This is a genomic window from Lysinibacillus sp. NPDC095746 (assembly GCF_044763535.1).
GTDB lineage: Bacteria > Bacillota > Bacilli > Bacillales_A > Planococcaceae > Lysinibacillus.
The window spans coordinates 31853-53872 of the sequence record NZ_JBIWGL010000011.1; the positions used below are offsets into that span (position 1 = coordinate 31853).

The window sequence follows — 22020 nt, forward strand, 5'->3', positions numbered from 1 at the left end:
TCCTACTAAGTTTATGTAAATAAATTCAAAAATTAGAGTATTTTATTTCCAAATTAACGAAAAATAGCGTTTCGTCGATTCCATTCCTCTTTAAATAACAGATTTCTGTGCGGAAGCGAAGCGACAGCAACAAGAGGTTTTGTCTGTGCGAAAGCAAAGCGACAGCAACAAGAGGGTTTGTCTGTGCGTAAGCAAGCGACAGCCACAATAAGAAGTGGACACGAGGAACTCTCATATCACCCCCGCTCTATGACTCATCCGTGACGCTAATCCTCAAGAAATCGCCCATCCTTCTCTATAGACAATTGCAAAAAAAAGCTATGGTTAAAGTGCATTTATCACTTTAACCATAGCTTTATCTAATCGATTATGCCTCGGCACAACTACGTCCGGTGCCTTTAAATTAAACGTATAATGGATGTTTATCAGTTAATGCTTTTACGCGAGCTTTTGCTTCAGCTTTTACTGCTTCATCTTCCGGATTTTTAAGAACCGTAGCAATAATAGCCCCTACTTCTTTCATGTCTTCTTCATTGAAGCCACGAGATGTTACTGCAGGTGTACCAATACGGATACCAGAAGTTACGAATGGAGATTCTGTATCGTAAGGAATTGTATTTTTATTTGTTGTAATGCCTACTTCATCAAGTGCGTGCTCTGCTACTTTTCCTGTTAGACCAAGAGATTTCACATTAAGAAGTAACAAGTGGTTATCTGTACCACCAGATACAATTTCAACACCTTCTGCCATTAATACTTCTGCTAAAGCTTTTGCATTCGCTTTAATTTGTTTTGCATACTCTTTGAATTCTGGCTGTAATGCTTCACCGAATGCTACAGCTTTTGCTGCGATTACGTGCATTAATGGTCCACCTTGGATACCCGGGAATACAGATTTGTTAAGCTTTTGTTCCCATTCTTTCGAAGCAAGGATTAAACCACCACGTGGACCACGTAATGTTTTATGTGTTGTAGATGTTACAAAATCAGCGTATGGCACTGGTGATTGGTGCTCACCAGCAGCTACAAGACCAGCGATATGCGCCATATCCACCATGAAATATGCTCCTACTTCATCAGCGATTTCACGGAATTTAGCAAAATCGATTTCTCGTGGGTATGCAGATGCACCTGCAACAATTAGTTTTGGCTTATGTTCTAACGCTTTTTGGCGTACATCTTCATAATCGATTACTTGAGTATCTTTTGTTACGCCATATTCAACGAAGTTATATAGAATACCTGAGAAGTTTACAGGAGATCCATGTGTTAAGTGACCGCCATGAGAAAGATTCATCCCAAGTACAGTATCACCCGGTTCTAAAATCGTGTGGTATACAGCCATGTTTGCTTGAGCACCAGAGTGTGGTTGTACGTTTGCATACTCTGCTCCAAAGATTTCTTTCACACGATCACGTGCAATATCTTCCACAACATCTACGTGTTCACAGCCGCCATAGTAGCGTTTACCTGGATAACCTTCAGCATATTTATTTGTTAGAACAGAACCTTGTGCTTCCATTACTGCTTCAGATACAAAGTTTTCTGATGCGATTAACTCAATATTTGCTTGTTGACGTTTTTTTTCCGCAAGAATTCCGTCTAATACTGCTTTGTCTTGTACTGCTAATTTTTCGTATGCCATGTTTGAAAAAGCCTCCTAAGTATAATCGTAATTTGTATACTGATCTCAAGGATCTTCACCAAAACGTGTGGTTGATTTCCGTTCCGGCTGGGCGCTTTCCTGGGGGCGTCCGATGAGCCGCTTCACTCGCGTTGCTCGCTCCAGGGTCTCATCTGTGACGCTGACCCCCGAGGAGTCGCCCAGCCTCCACTCCAATCAACTTATTTACATAGTATACGTTTTAACAAATGCCATCCAAAACTTTTGGTGATGATCTGATTTCAGAGGTAATTTTATTTATATACTGCACGCTCTCCGCCAATTAGCTTTGGACGTGTTGTTGCAATTGTCACAACCGCTTCTCCTACCATTCGCACAGAAGTACGAACTGGAACAGCTACTGCCTTTAAATGCATACCTATGAGTGTTTGACCAATGTCAATACCTGCACTTGCTTGCACAGCTTCCACAACAACGGGATTTGTAAATTGCGTAAACGCATATGCAGACATCGAGCCACCTGCTGTACGAACTGGTACAACTGTTACTGGTTCATAACCAAATTGTTCTGCTGTTGTTGCTTCCATTGTAATAGCACGATTAATATGCTCGCATCCTTGGAACGCTAGATGTAGTTGATGTTTCTTTGCAAATGCCTGCAACGGCTCAAAAATTGCCTCTCCAATTTCAAGCGCGCCTGCTGTGCCAATTTTCTGACCAATCACTTCAGATGTCGAGCAGCCTACGACAAAAATAGTATTTGGTCGTAGGGTTACCTGCTCTTCAAATTCACTGAGTAACTGAGTCAAATGTGTTCGTATTTGTTGAACAACCACTATACTCAGCCCCTTTAATTTCTAAAATATTTATGTCACATAGCTAAATTCCTTTGATGACGATAACACGTTTTAGCTTAGGACGTATGTTAACAAACTTAATTGCTTTTCTTACTGCTCAAGCTCAGCGATTTTTTCAATGCGGCGCGTATGACGGCCACCTTCAAAATCTGTTTCAAGCCATACTTTAGCGATTTCACGTGCAAGGCCTGGCCCAATAACACGCTCACCCATTGCTAAAATGTTGGAATCATTGTGGCAACGCGTTGCTTTTGCGCTAAATAAATCATGCACTAAAGCACAACGAATCCCCTTAATTTTATTTGCAGCAATGGACATACCAATGCCTGTACCACAAATTAAAATACCTTTATCAAATTCCCCGCTAGCAACACCTTCAGTAACTGGTTTTGCATAATCAGGATAGTCTACTGAATCCGCAGATTGTGGACCAAAATCTTCGTAGCTAATATGTAGCTCATCTAACAGCTGCATAATCTCACGACGTAAGTTATTGCCTCCGTGATCAGAAGAAATTGCTATTCTCACTGGGTTCCCTCATTTCGAAATTATAGTCAACACTAGTGTACCACTTCTATCTCAAGAATAACATGATTTTTCTTGCATTTTTATGCTGATTTCTCCTAAAAGACGAACGTTTCTTGTAATTGAACATTAAAACATTCACTTTTAAACTCATTTCCCTGTGGATATTGTGAATATCATGTTGATAAATTCGGATAACGGTCTTTTGTTGTAATATTCCATCTTCTAAAGTTTTTTTACCTTTACAATTGCAGTGGACATGCTATAGCAATATTTTTTCTATGTATTTCCAGTAGTTAACACTATAGAGGGATTCTATACAAAATGCGAGCGTGGCGTAATAGATGTGAAACTTTTTTTAGTTTGATGCACCATCCGTCACTTTACGGGCTATCCTTCACTCTTCCTCTTCTATCTGCCACTATTCTTCATACAACATAAAAAAACTGTAGCAAACTCGAACTTCATTCGAGTTTATCTACAGTCTAAATTCTTCACATTTATGCTTGTCTATCAAATTGTTGAATCATTTTATGCAGCTCTTCTGATTGTTTCTTTAAACCTTCTGCTAGTTTTTCGACTTGCTCAATTGCGTATGCTTGTTCTTCTGCTGCACTGCGAACTTCTTGTGCACCCGCTGACGTTTCTTGAGCAATAGCTGCAACTTCTTGAGATTGACGAGCAGTTGTTTCAATATTATGCATTTGCTGCTCAATAAGTGTAGAAATTTCTACAATCGCTGTCGCCATTTCGTGTACACTTGAAGACATCCCTTCTACTGCTGTCGTTGTTTCTGATACACGTGCAGCTTCTTTTGTCGCAAATGTCACCTGTTGATTCATTTGTTTAACAACAATTTCAACGTTTTGTTGCATAGATTGAATAAGGGAAGTAATGCCCTGTACCGCTTTCGCACTCTCATCCGCTAAACTACGAACTTCTTCAGCTACAACGGCAAAACCTTTCCCATGTTCTCCAGCACGCGCTGCTTCAATCGAAGCGTTTAAAGCTAGTAAATTTGTTTGTGCTGCAATATCGCCAACTAAGCTAATAATGCGCTCTACCTGCCCAGCATTTTCCTCTAATAGACGAATGCTTTCTAATGCCTCCGTATTGCCAGCCGCAATTTGCTGAATACTATTCACTAATGTTTCGATCGCTTTTGTTGTTGTCGTTAAATTATGTAAAATCTCTTTAGATTGCGTTGCCGATGCCTCTGCTCTACTATTAACTTCTGTCGCGAGAGCTCGTACATCTTCAATAGCTTCAGCTGTATCTTGGACTGCCGTTGCAGATGTCTCTGCACCAGTCGAAATATGCTTTACTGTAGAAGCAATATTCTCTGCTTTTTTTGTTGCAACAGCTGCTTCATCAGATAGTTGGATAATGGATTGATTGGTTTGCTGGAAGTTATTATCTATACTTTCTACCATTCCTCTTAAATTCAACACCATTTGTTGGAATGCCTCTGCAACAGAACGAATCTCATCACTTGTTTTCGGCATTTCTACATCTTGGCCAATTCTCCCTTCTGCTACACGGGAAGCTGAATTTTCCAGTTTCTGTAAAGGTTTAATTAAAATTACACTGAAAATTCCAGCCAAAATGCATGACCATGCAATCCCCGACACATAAGTAAAAATTTCAAACAGTTTACGATCAATTTCTGGGAAGAAGGTAGGTTGTAAATATTCGATAAATATAAAACTAATACTGTACGTGATCAGTGCAAGAATACCGACAAATAATACTAGTTTAAGTCGTAAGCCAAACTGTTTTTTCATAGAGACCCTCAATTCTCTTCAATTTTTTTTACTAATCGTTCTACCAATTCCGTTAATTCTACAAATGTTTCTTTATATATTTCTTTACTACCACCGTAAGGATCGACAACATTTCCTTCGCTGCCTTCGCCTGTATACTCTTTTAACGTAAAAACTTTTTGTTCTGCATTTGGATAATTAGCAATAATTGTAGCTTTGTGAGCTGTTGTCATTGTTAAAATTAAATCAGCCCACTCCATTTCAGTTATCGATAATTGCGTTGCTAAATGCTGATGTGTCATATTTGCTTCATATAATACTTGTTGTGCATGCGTAGACATTTCCGCATTTGGCATGGCATAAATGCCCGCTGAACGGACCTCCACATTGTCAGTTTGTTTATGCTTTAAAATAACTTCTGCCATGGGACTGCGACAAGTATTTCCAGTGCAAACAAATAGTATTTTCATACTTATCACCCTCCATCGTTTTCTCTATTGCCGAATGGCTAGTACACTCATAATGATAAAAAAAATCCCTGTAATGATTTGGAATTTATCGCCAAGTAACACCTGACTTCTTCGTGCAATGACTAATGACCCATAAGAGCAAATAAGCGCACTTACACCCGCACTTATAATAAATACTGATTTCTCTAAGTGTAGCATACCAAAAGAAATACTTACTGAAAAGGTATCTAGGCTTGCAGTCACAGCTAACAGTATTGGTGCAATAGTAACCTTTTCATCTTTTCGCGTAAATAATAGTACATGTAAGCCCATGCAAAATAATAAAATACTTGAAATCCATTGTCCCCACTCTAAGAAGAAATGCACTAAAAAGTGTCCTAATTCGAACCCTAATAACGGGAATAGCATATGCAAAGCAGCTGTCCAAACTGATAAAAAAAATCGATATCTAACATGTGGTATTAATACATATAAACCAATCACATCTACAGACGTTAATATACCTGCAAGAATCCCCTGCAAGAAAGCACTCCTTCGCTCTCTAATATTTTATCATTTTATGCTCGAAAATACAGTATTATCATAATACATTTTCCTTACTGCTAAGTGTTAAAAGTCACTCGATCAATGAACAATACCTTCATTTATAGTAAAAACTTGCTACGTTTTCAACAGCTATAGATCAAGTATAAAAGTCTAAGCAGATTTTTATCCCGCATTAACGGGCAGTAATTGATCTGTACTAAAAAGCGAAGCGTCAGTACTGCCCATAAAAGCCCGATTGGTGAACACTAATAATTTACGTTATCATACAAAAATAGCATGCCAGAAGTTACTTCTAGCATACTATTTTTTATAGGTATTTTATTAACGAGTATACCATTTTCCTCCGGCTGCTTTCTCAAGACGATTCATAATTGCAGCCCCTACCCCTTCAGTCGATGTAGTAGTCGCCAGGATAATTGTAGCTGTTGTTTTATCGCAAGCTCTTAGCGCATGATACAATGTCGCACCCATTTCTTCTTTACTACCAGACTCTCCTACTGAGAAATAAAAATCAGCCTTGCTGTCAGCAAAGCTAGCTGGTGCAAGTAACGCTACTTTATGCCCTTGGTTTTGTAATTGATAGACAGCCTCATGGACTTTCTCTAAATCACAGTCAATTAATAGCACAGGGGCATTAGGAGCATAGTGTGTATATTTCATACCAGGGGCTTTTGGAGTGGCCTCTAATTTTTGCTCTATTTTTGAAGGTTGCAGTACTTGACCAATTTTAGCCTCTAACATTTCCTTCGTAATTCCGCCTGGACGCAAAATTACTGGAGGTTCGTGTGTCACATCTAACACTGTGGATTCGAGTCCAATCCCAGTGGAGCCTCCATCTAATATATAAGGTATGTACCCTCCCAAATCATCCTGAACATGTATTGCTTCTGTAGGACTTGGCTTTCCACTACGATTAGCACTCGGCGCAGCAAGTGGCTTTTTTAATTGTTGAAGTAAGGCAAGTGCAACTGGATGATCCGGCATACGAATGCCTACAGTCGATAGACCTGCTGTCACACTGTCCGCCAGCACATTTGGCTTAACGGGCATTACAAGTGTCAGTGGACCTGGCCAAAATAAATCCATGCATTTTTTGGCTACTTCAGAAATATGTTCAACATAAAGTTCAACTTCCTCTTGCGTGCCAATGTGGACAATTAGCGGATTGTCAGAAGGACGACCTTTTGCTTCAAATATCTTTTTTACTGCCGTGTCATTTGTTGCAACAGCTCCTAGGCCATAAACCGTTTCTGTTGGAAACGCCACGACCTCACCTGCATTTAAGATATCCACAGCTTGTGTATAATTTGTCTGACTATTCACATTACTGTCCACAATCTTGCAAACGGTTTCCATCATTAAAACCTTCCTTCAATTATTCGTTTTTACTGAATTATCCACATAATGTTTATAACTTATTAAAAATTGTGCATAAGTTATCTGAATTTGTGAACAATTCATTCAAAAAAACCTTTAATCCATTCCCATATAAAAAATGTAACGTGTTCCTTCTCTTCTTCTACCTCTTCTTTTGCTTCTTCTTTCGCAGGCTCACAAATTGATGGGAATACACTACACCACCAGTTATCACCACGTGCATCACCGATTTTCACGACAATCGAATGATACAAATTTTGTGGATAAAGTACAGCGTCCTTTCTCTTTGGTGGAAATAAGTTATCCCCAAGCACAACTTGTGTATCCAGCTGTGGATAATTTTCTTTTATTTCTGCTTCAATTTCTTGTTTTAATAAAAGTATTTGCTCGTTATCCACAGTTTTAGCTTTAGCACTAGCTACTACTTGTGTAAAATAGGGCTTTAAATTTTTGACAAGCTGCTCTTTTTCAAGCTGATCCTGATTCGTATTGCTATTGGCAATAACGCGTATACGAAAATCATTTTCTTGCTCATGATTGATAGACGCTTTCGCAAAACCTACTAATGTTGGAATATATAAAACACATAATTGTAAAGCAATCGCAATAAATACTAATCTTGCAAAAGCTAGAATGATATTTCGTTTAGGTAATCTAATAATCTTGTATTCGTTTAACATAAAAATCCCTCCTTGCTCAACATTGTTGGCAAGAAGTAGATACTTTATACATGAATTTCACAAAAAATCATTCGAGGTTTACCATTTATATCTTTTTCTATCGTAATTGTAGCCTGTGGAAAACTATTTTTAAAGAATTGAGCTACCTGCTCCCCTTGTGTATAACCGATTTCAAGACCAATGAGCGCAGGTTTATTCATAAGGGGCGGAAGCTGCTCAGCCAACTTTCTATATAAAATAAGTCCGTCTTCTTCTGCAAAAAGAGCACTATGCGGTTCATGCTCTAGCACGGTACTCGACATCTCTTTCGCCTCATCAAAAGCAATATACGGTGGATTCGATAACACGATATCAAATTTCTCACCTGCCAGAGGTTTCGTTAAATCCCCTAATCGAAAATCAATTTCCGCTGCTAATCTTTGTGCATTTCTTTGTGCTGTTGTTAAAGCCGCTGCGGATAAATCAGTGGCAACGACTGTTAGCTCTGGACATTCTAGCTTCATAGAAATAGCAATTGCACCACTACCAGTTCCGATATCTGCAAGCTTCACTGCTTGATCATTAAATATTCTGTTCATACGATTAATTGTGCCAAGTACTAATTCCTCGGTCTCTGGTCTAGGAATAAGTACTGACTCATCGACAATAAATGAACGGCCATAAAATTCTTCACTACCGAGGCAATACTGTACAGGTCGTCCACTCGCATGCTCTTTAATGAGTTCTTTAAATTTATCTTTTTGCTCAGCTGTTAATTCATCTTGAAGATGTAACATTACTTCTGAATAGCTTGTGCCAAGTATATGCTGCATGACAATTCGTGCTGCCGTTTCCTCACGATCATTATCCACTAAAAAAGAAGAAGCCCATTGAAGGGCCTCCATTACACTATTATAGGTCATCATTTAATCGCTCTAACTTTGATGCTTGCTCCTCTAAAATGAGCGCATCAATAATTTCGCCTAGTCTACCCTCGACGATTTGATCTAGTTTTTGAATCGTTAAACCAATACGGTGGTCTGTTACACGGTTTTGTGGATAATTGTATGTGCGAATACGCTCAGAGCGATCGCCTGAACCTACAGCTGATTTACGTGTGGCATCGATTTCCTTTTGTGCTTCTTGTAAATACATATCAGCAACACGAGCACGCAAAATTTTCATTGCCTTTTCACGGTTTTTAATTTGTGATCGTTCATCCTGCATCGAAACAACAACACCTGTCGGTAAGTGAGTCATACGAACAGCTGACATCGTAGTATTTACCGACTGACCACCGGCACCAGAAGATGCAAATGTATCCACTCGGATATCTTTTTCATGGATTTCAACATCCACTTCTTCGACCTCAGGTAAGCAAGCTACTGTCGCTGTCGATGTATGAATACGCCCTTGAGATTCTGTCGCAGGTACACGTTGTACACGGTGCGCACCATTTTCAAATTTAAATTTTGAATATGCACCTTGACCGTTAATCATAAAAATAACTTCTTTATAGCCGCCCATTGCGTTTGGCGTCGCTTCCATTATGTCAATTTTCCAGCCTTGTGTCTCTGCGTAACGAGAGTACATGCGGAACAAATCTCCAGCGAAAATATTCGCCTCGTCTCCACCAGCTGCTCCGCGAATCTCCATAATAACGTTTTTATTATCATTAGGATCTTTTGGAATTAATAAGATGCGTAAACGTTCTTCTAACTCTTCTTGCTGTTCTTTTAGTAGGTTGAATTCTTCTTTCACCATCTCGTGCATATCAGGATCTTTTTCACTATCTAGCATTTCACGTGTTTCAACTAATTGCTCTTTTACACTTTTATATTCACGATAAGCATCAACAGTTTCCTGGATATCTGATTGTTCTTTGGAATATTCACGTAATTTTTTACTATCATTCACAATATCGGGATCACTTAAAAGTTCCGTTAGCCTTTCATAACGATCCTCCACTGCTTGTAATCGATCGAACATGGATTTCACCTCTATTAAGTTTTTATGAAGTTTACTCTTTTATATTTGCTGAGAAACTTTAAATTTGAATTACGCTAAGCGCGTAAGAATATTTTTGAACATTTTTCATTTCCACTACTTAGTATAAGGAAATTTCCGCATGTATGCTACTTTTAATTAGTTCTATCAACTGAATCAGTTTGCATTATAGCGGCGGATGCACGTGACATTTTCGACAAACCGGATAGTAGGAATCATTTCCTCCAATTTGAATTTGATCACCTGTATAAACAGGCTTTCCACGTTCATCAACACGCAAATTCATTGTCGCCTTTTTATGACAGAACCAGCAAATTGTTTTCATTTCCTCAATTTTATCTGCATATGTAAGCATGTACTGACTGCCTTCAAATAGCTCATTTTGGAAATCATTTTTTAGACCGAAGCCCATGACTGGAATATCTAGCTCATCCACGATATTTGCCAACTGTAAAACATGCTCTTTTTTTAGAAATTGTACTTCATCAACAAGTACACAATATGGTTTTACAGTATTATTTTTTACTAGTTCAAAAATATTTGTATCATCATTAACAGGAATGGCTTGTTGACGTAAGCCTACTCGACTTGAGATAAAACCTACTTCATCTCGCGTATCAAGGCCTGATGTAAACATCATTACAGGTTTTTGTTGTTCTTCATAGTTATGCGCAACTTTTAAAATTTCTATAGATTTACCACTATTCATTGCACCATGTTTAAAATATAGCTGTGCCACTTTGTCTTCTCCCTTTCTTCATGTCGATCTAGATACTGAAAAGACTCGCATTAGGCATTTAACTTCTTTCAGCTACAGCAGTCTCCCACCTTTATAGCTAGGGAGATGAATGCGGATTTAAGCTATTTTCAGCTGGTATCCACACACCCACTGAAAGAAGTTAAGCCTCCGGCGGATGTCACGGAATCGGAAAGGAGTTCTTAGAGGATGTTCGCCTAAAATCATCGCATCCACGCGATAACGACTAACTGACCTGCATCGTGCCTCAGACCTACGCTTTCGCTCAATAGCTGTTGCTGTCGCTACGTTAACACTGCGCTTTTGCACAACAACATTTGCAGTCCTAAGCACAAAGCCGATTCCGGACGCAATTATGCCGAGGCATAATTGTATTATACTGAAAAAAATACCTGCCAAGCACATGCTTGGCAGGTATTAAACTAACATTAGTTTTTAAGACCGTATTTTTTGTTGAAACGATCTACGCGACCATCAGCAGACGCGAATTTTTGACGGCCAGTATAGAATGGGTGACATTCGTTGCAGAACTCGACAACGATGTTTTCTTTTACTGAACCAGTTTTGAAAGAGTTACCGCAAGAGCAAGTTACTGTTGCTTCTTTGTAATCTGGATGAATTCCTTGTTTCATATTCGTTTTCTCCTCTCGCCCTGAACCATCTGGAACAGAGTATTATCGAACTGTACCTTACATAGCCCGAATATGTGTCAGCTACATATGTACACGTTGCATACTTAGCAATAGTACCATATAAAATATATATTTGACAATAGTTAATAATTCGTTATTTATAACAAAAATTTAAAGTTTTGTCCTATTTTCTGTTCCGACTGGGAATAGATTTCTTATAAGTTCAAACTAGCAAATAGATAATCAAAAAAACCACCATCGACTATTACTAGTCAACGGTGATTCATGTTTTATAGTAAGCCCTTACCTTTAGTAGCTTTTTTCATATCTTCATTTAATTTTTCAAAAAATTCTTCATTTGATTTTGTTGTACGTAATTTTTTCATGAAGCGCTCCGCAAAATCAGGTGCGTCCGAGAATGTTTTACGAATTGCCCATAATTTTTCAAGTTGCTCAGGCTCAAGCAGAAGCTCTTCTTTACGTGTACCTGAGCGGCGGATATCAAGCGCAGGGAAAATACGACGCTCTGCTAATTGGCGATCAAGGTGAAGCTCTAAATTACCTGTTCCTTTAAATTCTTCATAAATGACCTCATCCATACGAGATCCTGTATCCACTAAAGCTGTCGCTAAAATTGTTAAGCTACCGCCTTCTTCAATATTACGTGCAGAACCGAAGAATCGTTTTGGTCTATGGAATGCAGCAGGATCAATACCGCCTGAAAGCGTACGACCGCTCGGAGGAATAACTAAGTTATACGCTCGTGCTAAACGTGTAATAGAGTCCATTAAAATAATAACATCACGCTTATGCTCAACTAAGCGGCGTGCACGTTCTAATACAATTTCTGCAACTTTCACATGATTTTCTGGAACCTCATCGAAAGTCGAGCTCACTACATCTGCATTCACAGAACGTTCGATATCAGTTACTTCCTCAGGGCGTTCGTCAATAAGTAAGACAATTAACTCTGCATCCGGATAATTTGTTGTAATAGCATTCGCGATTTCTTTTAATAATGAAGTTTTCCCTGCCTTTGGTGGTGCAACGATCAATCCACGTTGCCCAAAGCCTACAGGTGCCACTAAATCCATAATACGCGTCGATAAATTACGTTGTGTTGTTTCAAGCTTAATTTGACGATCAGGATATAAAGGCGTTAATGCTGGAAAATGCACACGTTCCTTTGCTACTTCTGGGTCTTCGCCGTTAACAGCATCCACCTGTAGTAGTCCATAATAGCGTTCGTTTTCTTTAGGTGGACGTACTTTACCAGATACCTTGTCCCCATTTCGTAAGTCAAAGCGACGAATTTGAGACGCAGAAATATAAATATCCTCTTTACTTGGTGAATAGTTAATTGGTCGAAGGAAGCCAAAGCCCTCTTGCGAAACAATTTCTAGTACACCTTCCATAAAGAAATAACCCTCTTGCTCTGAACGTGTTTTCAAAATAGCAAATATTAATTCTTTTTTCGTTAGCTTGCTATAATATGAAATTTTGTATTGGCGTGCAAGGGCGTAAAGCTCTTTTAACGTCATGTTTTCTAATTGAGCGATTGTCAATGCAGACATATGCACAACTCCAGTCTTTTTCAAAATAATTGCTGTTTTTGGGGTTAACAAAGAAGTTTTTTTACGATAGGCTCTGTAGTCAATTCGTACCTGTCAGCTTGAAGCAGAGCGATAGGTATTTGAATTAACTATGCAAAACAATGAAGCATAATATAGCCTTATAAAACTATGGGATGGTTGAAAATTTAGAAGAAGGTACCTAGCGCAAAAAGATGCACTAGGTATATTTTAGAAGAAATTTTTATTAATAGCTAGGTTTTTTATCAAGAGCGTGTCGACCTTCTACAAAACGCACAGTTCCAGATTTAGCTCGCATAACAACTGAATGTGTTAATGCATAAGCTCCTTTATACTGCACACCTTTTAAAAGCTCACAATCTGTTACAGCAGTCGCTGCAAAAATAGCATCGTCACCTTTAACTAGATCATCTAAATAAAGAACTTTATCTACATCTACACCCATTTTTTTACAACGTTCTAATTGTTCTTCATCTTCTGGAACTAGCTTCGCTTGGAAGTCTCCACCTAGACATTTTAATGCAACAGCTGAAATTACACCCTCCGGTGCACCACCTGTACCAAACATAATATCAATGCCAGTTTCATCAAAAGCAGTATTGATAGCTGCTCCAACGTCGCCGTCTTGAATAAATTTAATACGTGCCCCAGCTTCTCGGATTTCATCAACAATTGCTTGGTGACGTGGTCGATCTAAAAGTGTAGCTACTACATCAGAAATATCTTTATTTTTAGCTTTTGCTACCTGTAATAAATTATACGTAACAGAAGCGTTAATATCTACCTTACCTGCTGCTTCCGGTCCTACTGCAATTTTCTCCATGTACATATCAGGTGCGTTTAACAGATTACCTTTATCTGCAATAGCAAGAACTGTCATTGCACCATTTGTACCCTTCGCTACAATATTTGTACCTTCTAATGGGTCAACTGCGATATCTACTTGAGGACCTCCATTACGTAGGCCAAGTTCTTCACCAATATAAAGCATTGGTGCTTCATCCATTTCGCCTTCACCAATCACTACTGTAGCATGCATTGGAATTGTATCGAACATTACGCGCATCGCTGTCGTTGCTGCATCATCTGCCTCAATTTTTAAACCGCGACCCATCCATTTCCCGGATGCGATTGCTGCTGCCTCTGTTACTCGTACTACTTCCATCGATAAACTACGTTCCATTGTTTTATTTGCCTCCCGTTATCGGCATATTTCTTCGCCGAAACATTCAAATTACCTCTATTGTAACATAGTTAGTTCAAAACTTTTAGCTCTCATTATTCCTTTGCCTCTGCTACACGGGCCATTATTGTTTCACGTCGAATATCGGCGCCTAAATCACGTAATTTCTCAATAAGTGAGCTATAACCACGCTCAATATGATAGATATCATGAATTTCCGTTTCGCCTTCAGCTAATAGGCCTGCTAATACTAATGCGGCACCAGCACGAAGGTCTGTAGCTGTTACGGTTGAACCATGTAATTTACTAGGACCTGTAATAATAGCTGTATTTCCTTCAACGCGTGCATTGGAATTCATACGACGAAGTTCATCAATATGCTTAAATCGAGCTGTATAAATTGTATCTGTTATCTTTGAGGAACCAAATGCTTGAGACATTAAAACAGAAAGTGGTTGCTGAATATCAGTTGGGAATCCAGGATACACTAATGTTTTCACATCAACGGCTTGCAATGTGGAGAGATCCGTTTTTGGCACAAAAATACTTTCTTCACCGATTTCAATTTTTACACCCATTTCACGAAGCTTTGCAATAATAGCCTCTAAATGCAATGGGATAACATTATCAATTGTAATGCCCTCACCTAAAGCGGCAGCCATAATCATGAATGTTGCAGCTTCAATACGATCCGGAATAATCGTATGCTCCGTACCATGAAGTTCCTCTACGCCTTCAATACGGATAACACTTGTACCTGCACCTTTAATATTAGCTCCCATGTTAGTGAGAAGAGTAGCTACATCAATAATTTCCGGTTCTTTTGCTGCATTTTCAATAACCGTACGTCCTTTCGCAAGGACTGCAGCTAACATTATATTAATTGTTGCACCTACACTGGCAACGTCTAAATATATTTTTGCGCCAATTAATTCATCAGCACGTAAATAAATTGCTCCATGCTCATTCGTGATTTTCGCACCTAATGCCTCAAAGCCTTTTATATGTTGGTCAATAGGACGTGGCCCTAAGAAACAGCCTCCTGGTAAACCAATCACAGCTTTTTTAAAGCGGCCAAGCATTGCTCCCATTAAGTAATAGGAGGCACGAAGCTTTTTCACGTTGCCGTTTGGTAAAGGCAACGCAATCATTTCTGTCGGATCAATGGTCATTATGCCATCCTCAAATGAAACTTCTCCACCGATTTCCTCTAATAATGCCTTTAACGTCCATGCATCAGAAATTTCTGGTATCCCTCCAATTGTCACTGGAGAGTTCGCCAAAATTGATGCGGGAATTAAGGCGACTGCACTATTTTTTGCACCACTAACTTTTATTGTACCCTTTAGACGATTTTCGCCTGTAATTTTATAAACATCCATTTCGCGTTCTCCCTCATGATTGGAAAGTAATTTTTTCTGCAATTGGCTCACTATATAATCTTATTATTTGCCTTTTCTCTTATTCCAATCCGTTAAAAATCCTTCAATTCCTTTTTCCGTTAATGGATGATGGAAAAGTTGCTTTAATACTTTAAAAGGAGTAGTTGCAATATGTGCACCAGCAAGTGCTGCCGCTGTTACATGCTGCGGATGACGAATAGATGCAGCGATAATTTGCGTATCGATATTATGAATTGTGAAAATATCTGCAATCGTTTCAATTAGTTCTACACCGTTTTGACCTATATCATCTAGACGACCGATAAATGGTGATACATATGTAGCACCCGCACGAGCAGCCATTAATGCTTGGTTGGCACTGAAGATTAATGTTACGTTCGTTTTAATGCCTTTGTCTGCAAAGAAGCGACATGCCTCTAATCCACCTGGCGTCATTGGCAATTTAACTGTAATATTCGGAGCAATTGCAGCCAATTCTAAGCCTTCTTTAATCATACCTTCCGCATCTAGAGCAATTACTTCCCCACTCACTGAGCCATCTACAAGCTCTGTGATTTCACGCAGTCGATCATGGAAAGAAACGTTCTCTTCTTTAGCAACTAACGATGGGTTTGTCGTAACACCTGATAAAATACCCCATGCGTGTGCTTCTTTAATCTCTTCAAAGTTTGCTGTATCAATGAAAAATTTCATTATATTCCCTCCTGATCATTGTTTGGCTTAGTACCATAACGTAGGGTTGATTTCGTTCCACCTGAGCGCTTATCTATGGCCGTTCAGTTGGATTGAAAATCAACTACTATACATTACATTCGTTTTCACCTAAATGCCATCCCCAACTTTTGGTGATGGACTTTATATTTACTTTTTCAACGAATAAACACCCGCTGAAATAAAGGAACTCAGTCTTAGAACGCCACGTCCTGTGGCAATTTATATGTGCAAAAGCGTAGCGTCAGCACTACACTTTCGCGCGCAATAAATATTTGTTAGCCGAAAGCCTCCGGCAAAATTCACGGAATTTATGGCGAGGCTTTATTGATATTATTTTCGCCAAAAATTTATCATTTCAAAAACAAGAGAAGGTCGATAACAGCATCAACACTTCTCTTATTTGTGTATTCATCTGTGCTTTTGTAGTATTTTAGATACAAAAATTATGCTTTTTGCGCACTACCAAATTCACGAATTTTCCCGATAACTGTTGATTTAATCGCTTCACGTGCTGGAGCAAGGAATTTACGAGGGTCATAAACAACTTTATCATTATCAAGAACTTCACGGATTACTTTCGTAGCAGCAATTTGATTTTCAGTATTGACGTTAATTTTTGCTGTACCTAATGAAATCGAGCGTTGGATATCTTTTGTTGGGATTCCTGTACCACCATGTAATACTAATGGTAAATCTGCTAATTTAGAGATTTCTTCCATTTCTTTAAAACCTAAATTTGGTTCTCCTTTGTAAGGACCATGTACAGAGCCAAGTGCTGGTGCTAAGCAATCGATATCTGTTAGCTCAACCATTTTACGGCATTCCTCTGGATCAGCATACATAATACCACCGATAACGCCATCCTCGTCGCCACCTACCGTGCCAAGCTCTGCTTCAACAGAAACACCTTTCGCATGAGCGTACTCAACTACTTTTGAAGTAGTCGCAACATTTTCCTCAAATGGATGATGAGAAGCATCAATCATAACCGAAGTAAATCCTGCATCTATTGCTTCTTTACATTTTTCAAAGCTTGAACCATGGTCAAGATGAATAGCTACAGGTACTGTAGTGCCATAAGATTCCATCAAACCTTTTACCATGTGTACAACGGAGATGAATCCGCCCATATATTTACCTGCGCCTTCAGAAACGCCTAGAATAACTGGAGATTTTTCTTCTTCTGCTGCTTGTAAAATTGCTTGAGTCCACTCAAGGTTGTTGATGTTGAACTGACCAACCGCATAACCTTCTGCTTTTGCTTTAATTAACATCTCTTTCATAGATACTAATGCCATACTAAAAATCCTCCTCTTAGGACTATTCTTTTACATAGATATGCTATTTAATCATAGCAAAAACAAAGTAACCTGAAAAGCATTTCAGGTTACTTTGTTTTCTGCACGTAAGCGTAGCGACAGTGCAACCGCAGTGGAGTGTAACGGAACGAAGGTTTCAGACCCTGAAAAGCAGAGGCTTTATTTTCTACACGAAAACGAAGTGCAACGTAGCGACAGCGTCTTGTTTTCGGCACGTAAGCGAATGTTAGGGTGATGAGTTATATATTTTGGCAGGTAGTGAATATAAAACGGTAGAAAATTACTAAAAATCTTATAACAATCATGAAAAACAGGCGGTGTTGACCACTGCCTGTTTTTCTATACTTTTAATGTTTTATTCACTTCATCTCGCACTTCAAAAATATCAAAAGGCTTAGTAAAATATCGGATTGCTCCTAAATCTAATGCCTCCTGTACAACGTCCAATTCACCATATGCAGTCATCATGAATACTGGAAGTTGTGGCCACTTCTCTTTTAAGCGCTTTAAAATTTCTATGCCATCCATCCCTGGAATTTTCATGTCTAATAGGACACAATCCATTTCCTCCTCAGCATATTTCAGCGCTTCCATACCATTTGCAGCTAAATATGTAACATAACCTTCTTTTTTCAACACTTCATTTAATAGCAAACGAATTCCTGGTTGATCATCGACAATTAGTAATCGTTTCACATTTCATTCCGCCCTTTTTGAGTTATTATTCTTACACAAAACTTCCTATATTATGTATTATTCTCCTTTAACCTCTTAATACCTTCTAGTATTATAAATTATCTGCTTTTGCTTTATGCACTTATCATACCTATAATATTGATTGAGGTGGGATCATGTCAAAAATTCTAACAACACAATTAAGTGGATTATTACAAAGAATAACACAAACCGAAGAGGAAGCTATTGAAGAAACAGCAAGATTACTTGCACAAGCGGGTATAGGTGAAGGCAATGTCTATTTCGCATGTTTTGGCGAAATGCAAGTTGTCGAATTAAATGCAAGCCAAGCTGTTGAACGTTTTACCAAGTTAGTCCCTTGGACAAAAGATACAGTGATCACAGAAGCTGATCGTGTATGCATTTTTACACGTAGTGCACACGATGAGGATGCATTAGCCTTAGCACAGCAATTAAATAATCAGTTTATTCCATTTGCAGCAGTTGCTAGCGAAGTTGATAACTCTGAAAATCCACTAGCAGATTTAGCGTATACGTATATTTCAACACGCATGCGCGGTGGTTTATTACCGAACGATTTAGGCAAGCGCATAGTCGTGCCACATGCTATAGCTGCCCTTTTTGTTTATGAAGCAGTAAAAATTGCGTATGATGAAATGCTTGGTCTTGATGACGAAGAGCTGTAAAGAATCTAACATTACAGAAATATTTTGAAGATTTATCGAAACAAAATCGCTCTTTATCGAAACTATTTGAGCTTTTATGGAAACAAAATCTCATTTTATCGAAACATTTTGGACTTTTATCGAGAAACAAGTTCTATCTATCAAAAAAAGAGTTGTCTCAGCACTTGAGACAACTCTTTTTTCATTATTTGAATGTTGCTCCGATAAAATCACGGAACAATGGCTGTGGACGGTTTGGTCGTGATACCAACTCAGGGTGGAATTGACATGCTACGAAGAAATTATTTTCTGGTAACTCGATAATTTCTACTAATTTACCATCAGGACTTGTACCTGAGAAGACAAGACCTTCAGCTTCCATCGCTTCACGATACTCATTGTTAAATTCATAACGATGGCGGTGACGTTCATAAACAAGTTCTTGACCATAAGCTTGGATCGCCTTTGAGCCTTCTTTTAACTTACATGGATATAAACCTAAACGTAATGTACCACCGATGTCTACACTGTCGTTTTGATCTGGTAGGAAATCGATAATCGGATATTCTGTTTTTGGATCAAGCTCTGTTGAATGCGCTCCTTGTAAACCAAGTACGTTACGAGCAAATTCCACTGTTGCAAGTTGCATACCTAGGCAAATACCTAAGAATGGTACATTATTTTCACGAGCATATTGTGTCGCTAAAATTTTACCTTCAACTCCACGATCACCGAAGCCACCTGGAACTAAAATGGCGTCAGCACCTTTTAATAGTGAAACAACATTGTCAGCATCCACGTGTTCTGCATTGATCCAGTCAATCTCAATATCAGAATTATATGCATAGCCTGCATGCTTTAATGCCTCTACAACAGAAATGTAAGCATCTTGTAGTTCTACATATTTACCTACTAATGCTACTTTTCGTTTATTTGGTAAGCTCTTCACTTTTGCTACAAGCTCGCGCCATTCTTCCATATCCGCCTCTGGTGCTTCAATGCCAAAATGGTCAAGCACGATATCATCGATATCTTGTGCATGAAGGTTTAGTGGTACCTCATATAAATGTTCTGCATCGCGAGATTCGATAATTTCGTGTGGCTGAACATCACAGAATAAAGCTAATTTTTCTTTCATATCCTGTGGCACTTCTTGCTCTGTACGTACAACGATAATATTTGGTTGAATACCTAAAGAACGTAATTCTTTTACAGAATGCTGAGTTGGTTTTGTTTTTAGCTCACCCGCAGCTTTAATATAAGGAATAAGCGTACAGTGAACATACATCACATTGTTATGACCTAAATTCGTTTTCATTTGGCGAATTGCTTCAAGGAATGGTAATGACTCAATATCCCCAACTGTTCCGCCTACTTCTGTAATAACTACGTCCGCATTTGTTTCGCGACCAGCTCGTTGAATACGATCTTTGATTTCATTTGTAATGTGAGGAATTACTTGTACTGTTCCACCGTTGTAATCACCGCGGCGTTCTTTTTGTAATACAGACTGATAAACACGCCCTGATGTTACTGTAGAATGTTTTCCTAGGTTAATATCTATGAAACGTTCGTAGTGACCTAAGTCTAAGTCAGCTTCTGCGCCATCATCTGTAACGAAAACCTCACCATGCTGATAAGGACTCATTGTACCTGGGTCAATATTGATATATGGGTCAAATTTTTGAATCGTTACTTCTAATCCACGATTTTTTAATAAACGACCTAGAGATGCTGCTACAATCCCTTTTCCAAGTGAAGACACAACCCCACCTGTTACAAAAATATACTTCGTCATGAAAAAATTCCTCCTTATATTGTTCTAGAAATTACTAGTAAGAAAAGTGCATTCACGTCCTAAGCTAAGTAATCTTGAGCATTGGTGCAAATGTCTCTACGGCCTAAGAAATTGATATTTCTTATCCCTAAAATAAGAAAAGCCGAGAATGCCTACAAAATTGTAGTCGATTCGAAGCTGTAATCGTTTCTATCTCTTTTCTACTTTCCTTTTAAAAATTTCATCCTAACATATACGCAGTCACCGATTATTATACATCATGAATAATTTAGAGCATTTATATTCATTCCGTAGCTATAAACATGGGAGAACTTGACTGAATACAGTTAAAAAAATAAAAAAACGCTCCTCCTGCATAGGTTTGCAGGGGGAGCGTATTACATACACGGTCTTTCTCCTTTAATTAAGGAGCCCAAGTAAAAGATTAAACGGAACCGCGATAGAAGTCAAGATTTTTTACTACAAGGATAAAAGAAAGAAAATTTCAAAGAGTAATTATCATCAATTATGGCTGGGCATAATTGGGTCCGGAATCGGCTTATTTCAGAAGTTGTTTGCTGAAATAAGTTAGATTTCGTCCTCTTCTTCAAATTCTTCTTCATCTTCAGCAGTAAAGTCCTCGTCGATTTCTTCATCGATGTCCTCTATATCTTCTTCATCAAAATCGATATCTTCTTTATCATCATCTTCTTCAAGATCATCTTCATCTTCAACGAATTCTTCATAATCTTCATCGAAGTCAATATCTTCTTCATCTAGATCTTCATCTAAATCATCTTCATCTTCAACGGCTGCTTTAGATTTTTTCTTATGAGTTTTAACAGAAGGAGCTGTTTCTTCTTCAATCTGTTCAACTTTATACCATTCACGTAAGCCCCAGCCAGTTTCCTGATTAAATAAGAAGCGACCATCTACATTTATATCTGTGTAAAATTGTAGCAGGCGAGCTTTCATTTCTTCATCACTATAGCCTACAAGCTCTTGAATAATTGTTAATAAGTCATTAAAAGACACTGAGGCACGTTTTTCATTTAAAATTGCGTACGCTAAGTTAATTAACGATTCTTCCGTTAATTGTTCTTTTGTCATTTCACGAAAATTCATTCGTGCACTTCCTTTCCCTCATCACAATGGACGTTTTAAAATTTATATAGCTTTATTGTCGGAGCGCAGCAAAAAAGGCCGCACAAAAGTAACTTTCCATATCATAAGCATAATACCCATTATATACAAAGTTTTATCCTCTTTGCTAGCTTCAATTACTGTTTTTTATATCACGCATTTTTTTTATCCCTAAGTAAAACATATAGACCGATAATATTAGTAAAGGAACAGCGCCAAATTGCTTATCATACAGGAAAATAACTCCTACCACCAAAGCTAAAATAATGATGTAGTTAATAGCTGATTTCATCATTCTACTGCGCCTCCCC

At 38.4% G+C, this 22020-nt stretch carries 22 protein-coding genes; 1 reads left to right on the forward strand and 21 read right to left on the reverse strand.

From position 1 onward, the window contains the following. Positions 1 to 403: 403 nt before the first annotated feature. The 18 genes from glyA to ACIQ7N_RS10175 form a co-directional block, all read right to left on the reverse strand. Entirely contained in the window at positions 404 to 1645 is a 1242-nt protein-coding gene (gene glyA, locus ACIQ7N_RS10090) for a serine hydroxymethyltransferase (RefSeq protein ID WP_402931734.1), read from the reverse strand. 272 nt (positions 1646 to 1917) lie between these two features. Continuing rightward, positions 1918 to 2460, reverse strand: a complete 543-nt coding sequence (locus ACIQ7N_RS10095; protein WP_132360348.1) for a TIGR01440 family protein — start codon at positions 2458 to 2460, stop codon at positions 1918 to 1920. 111 nt (positions 2461 to 2571) lie between these two features. Next, entirely contained in the window at positions 2572 to 3009 is a 438-nt protein-coding gene (gene rpiB, locus ACIQ7N_RS10100; RefSeq protein ID WP_132360346.1) for a ribose 5-phosphate isomerase B, read from the reverse strand. A 497-nt stretch (positions 3010 to 3506) separates the two neighbouring features. Beyond that, positions 3507 to 4790: a methyl-accepting chemotaxis protein gene (locus ACIQ7N_RS10105; RefSeq protein WP_402931736.1), complete on the reverse strand. Its 1284-nt coding sequence runs from the start codon at positions 4788 to 4790 to the stop codon at positions 3507 to 3509. An 8-nt stretch (positions 4791 to 4798) separates the two neighbouring features. Next, on the reverse strand, positions 4799 to 5239 hold the full coding sequence (locus ACIQ7N_RS10110; protein ID WP_402931737.1) for a low molecular weight protein arginine phosphatase: 441 nt from the start codon (positions 5237 to 5239) through the stop codon (positions 4799 to 4801). 24 nt (positions 5240 to 5263) lie between these two features. Further along, positions 5264 to 5761, reverse strand: coding sequence for a manganese efflux pump MntP (locus tag ACIQ7N_RS10115; protein ID WP_248717820.1), 498 nt, complete (start codon positions 5759 to 5761; stop codon positions 5264 to 5266). Between the two features lie 345 nt (positions 5762 to 6106). Further along, positions 6107 to 7141, reverse strand: a complete 1035-nt coding sequence (locus tag ACIQ7N_RS10120; RefSeq protein ID WP_402931850.1) for an L-threonylcarbamoyladenylate synthase — start codon at positions 7139 to 7141, stop codon at positions 6107 to 6109. A 101-nt stretch (positions 7142 to 7242) separates the two neighbouring features. Next, positions 7243 to 7842, reverse strand: coding sequence for a stage II sporulation protein R (locus ACIQ7N_RS10125; protein WP_402931739.1), 600 nt, complete (start codon positions 7840 to 7842; stop codon positions 7243 to 7245). 44 nt (positions 7843 to 7886) lie between these two features. Next, complete coding sequence (gene prmC, locus ACIQ7N_RS10130; RefSeq protein ID WP_402931741.1) at positions 7887 to 8747, reverse strand: peptide chain release factor N(5)-glutamine methyltransferase; 861 nt, start codon at positions 8745 to 8747, stop codon at positions 7887 to 7889. Then, positions 8734 to 9810 (reverse strand): peptide chain release factor 1, encoded by a 1077-nt coding sequence (gene prfA / locus ACIQ7N_RS10135; RefSeq protein WP_142509196.1) that lies wholly within the window; start codon positions 9808 to 9810, stop codon positions 8734 to 8736. Before prfA ends, prmC begins: the two co-directional genes overlap by 14 nt. Positions 9811 to 9994: 184 nt before the next feature. Beyond that, positions 9995 to 10567, reverse strand: coding sequence for a thymidine kinase (locus ACIQ7N_RS10140; RefSeq protein WP_132360332.1), 573 nt, complete (start codon positions 10565 to 10567; stop codon positions 9995 to 9997). 446 nt (positions 10568 to 11013) lie between these two features. Further along, a complete protein-coding gene (rpmE, locus tag ACIQ7N_RS10145) occupies positions 11014 to 11217 on the reverse strand; it encodes a 50S ribosomal protein L31 (RefSeq protein ID WP_100543414.1) in 204 nt (67 codons plus the stop codon). 290 nt (positions 11218 to 11507) lie between these two features. After that, on the reverse strand, positions 11508 to 12791 hold the full coding sequence (rho, locus tag ACIQ7N_RS10150; protein WP_053484460.1) for a transcription termination factor Rho: 1284 nt from the start codon (positions 12789 to 12791) through the stop codon (positions 11508 to 11510). 244 nt (positions 12792 to 13035) lie between these two features. Next, positions 13036 to 13992: a class II fructose-bisphosphatase gene (gene glpX / locus ACIQ7N_RS10155; RefSeq protein ID WP_100546229.1), complete on the reverse strand. Its 957-nt coding sequence runs from the start codon at positions 13990 to 13992 to the stop codon at positions 13036 to 13038. Between the two features lie 95 nt (positions 13993 to 14087). After that, entirely contained in the window at positions 14088 to 15374 is a 1287-nt protein-coding gene (locus tag ACIQ7N_RS10160; RefSeq protein ID WP_248717817.1) for a UDP-N-acetylglucosamine 1-carboxyvinyltransferase, read from the reverse strand. Positions 15375 to 15437: 63 nt separating this feature from the next. Then, entirely contained in the window at positions 15438 to 16088 is a 651-nt protein-coding gene (fsa, locus tag ACIQ7N_RS10165; protein WP_402931743.1) for a fructose-6-phosphate aldolase, read from the reverse strand. A 464-nt stretch (positions 16089 to 16552) separates the two neighbouring features. Beyond that, positions 16553 to 17407 (reverse strand): class II fructose-bisphosphate aldolase, encoded by an 855-nt coding sequence (locus ACIQ7N_RS10170; protein WP_132360322.1) that lies wholly within the window; start codon positions 17405 to 17407, stop codon positions 16553 to 16555. A gap of 360 nt (positions 17408 to 17767) precedes the next feature. Further along, positions 17768 to 18124: a response regulator gene (locus ACIQ7N_RS10175; RefSeq protein WP_132360320.1), complete on the reverse strand. Its 357-nt coding sequence runs from the start codon at positions 18122 to 18124 to the stop codon at positions 17768 to 17770. Positions 18125 to 18279: 155 nt separating this feature from the next. Here ACIQ7N_RS10175 and ACIQ7N_RS10180 point away from each other — a divergent pair, with 155 nt between their 5' ends. Then, complete coding sequence (locus tag ACIQ7N_RS10180) at positions 18280 to 18810, forward strand: DUF2529 family protein (RefSeq protein WP_402931745.1); 531 nt, start codon at positions 18280 to 18282, stop codon at positions 18808 to 18810. A gap of 184 nt (positions 18811 to 18994) precedes the next feature. Here ACIQ7N_RS10180 and ACIQ7N_RS10185 read toward each other — a convergent pair whose 3' ends face one another. The 3 genes from ACIQ7N_RS10185 to ACIQ7N_RS10195 all read right to left on the reverse strand — a co-directional run bounded on the left by ACIQ7N_RS10185 (position 18995) and on the right by ACIQ7N_RS10195 (position 22004). Then, complete coding sequence (locus ACIQ7N_RS10185) at positions 18995 to 20587, reverse strand: CTP synthase (protein ID WP_132360316.1); 1593 nt, start codon at positions 20585 to 20587, stop codon at positions 18995 to 18997. A 567-nt stretch (positions 20588 to 21154) separates the two neighbouring features. After that, entirely contained in the window at positions 21155 to 21691 is a 537-nt protein-coding gene (rpoE, locus tag ACIQ7N_RS10190) for a DNA-directed RNA polymerase subunit delta (RefSeq protein ID WP_402931747.1), read from the reverse strand. Positions 21692 to 21842: 151 nt separating this feature from the next. After that, positions 21843 to 22004: a hypothetical protein gene (locus ACIQ7N_RS10195; RefSeq protein ID WP_248717815.1), complete on the reverse strand. Its 162-nt coding sequence runs from the start codon at positions 22002 to 22004 to the stop codon at positions 21843 to 21845. Positions 22005 to 22020: the final 16 nt, after the last annotated feature.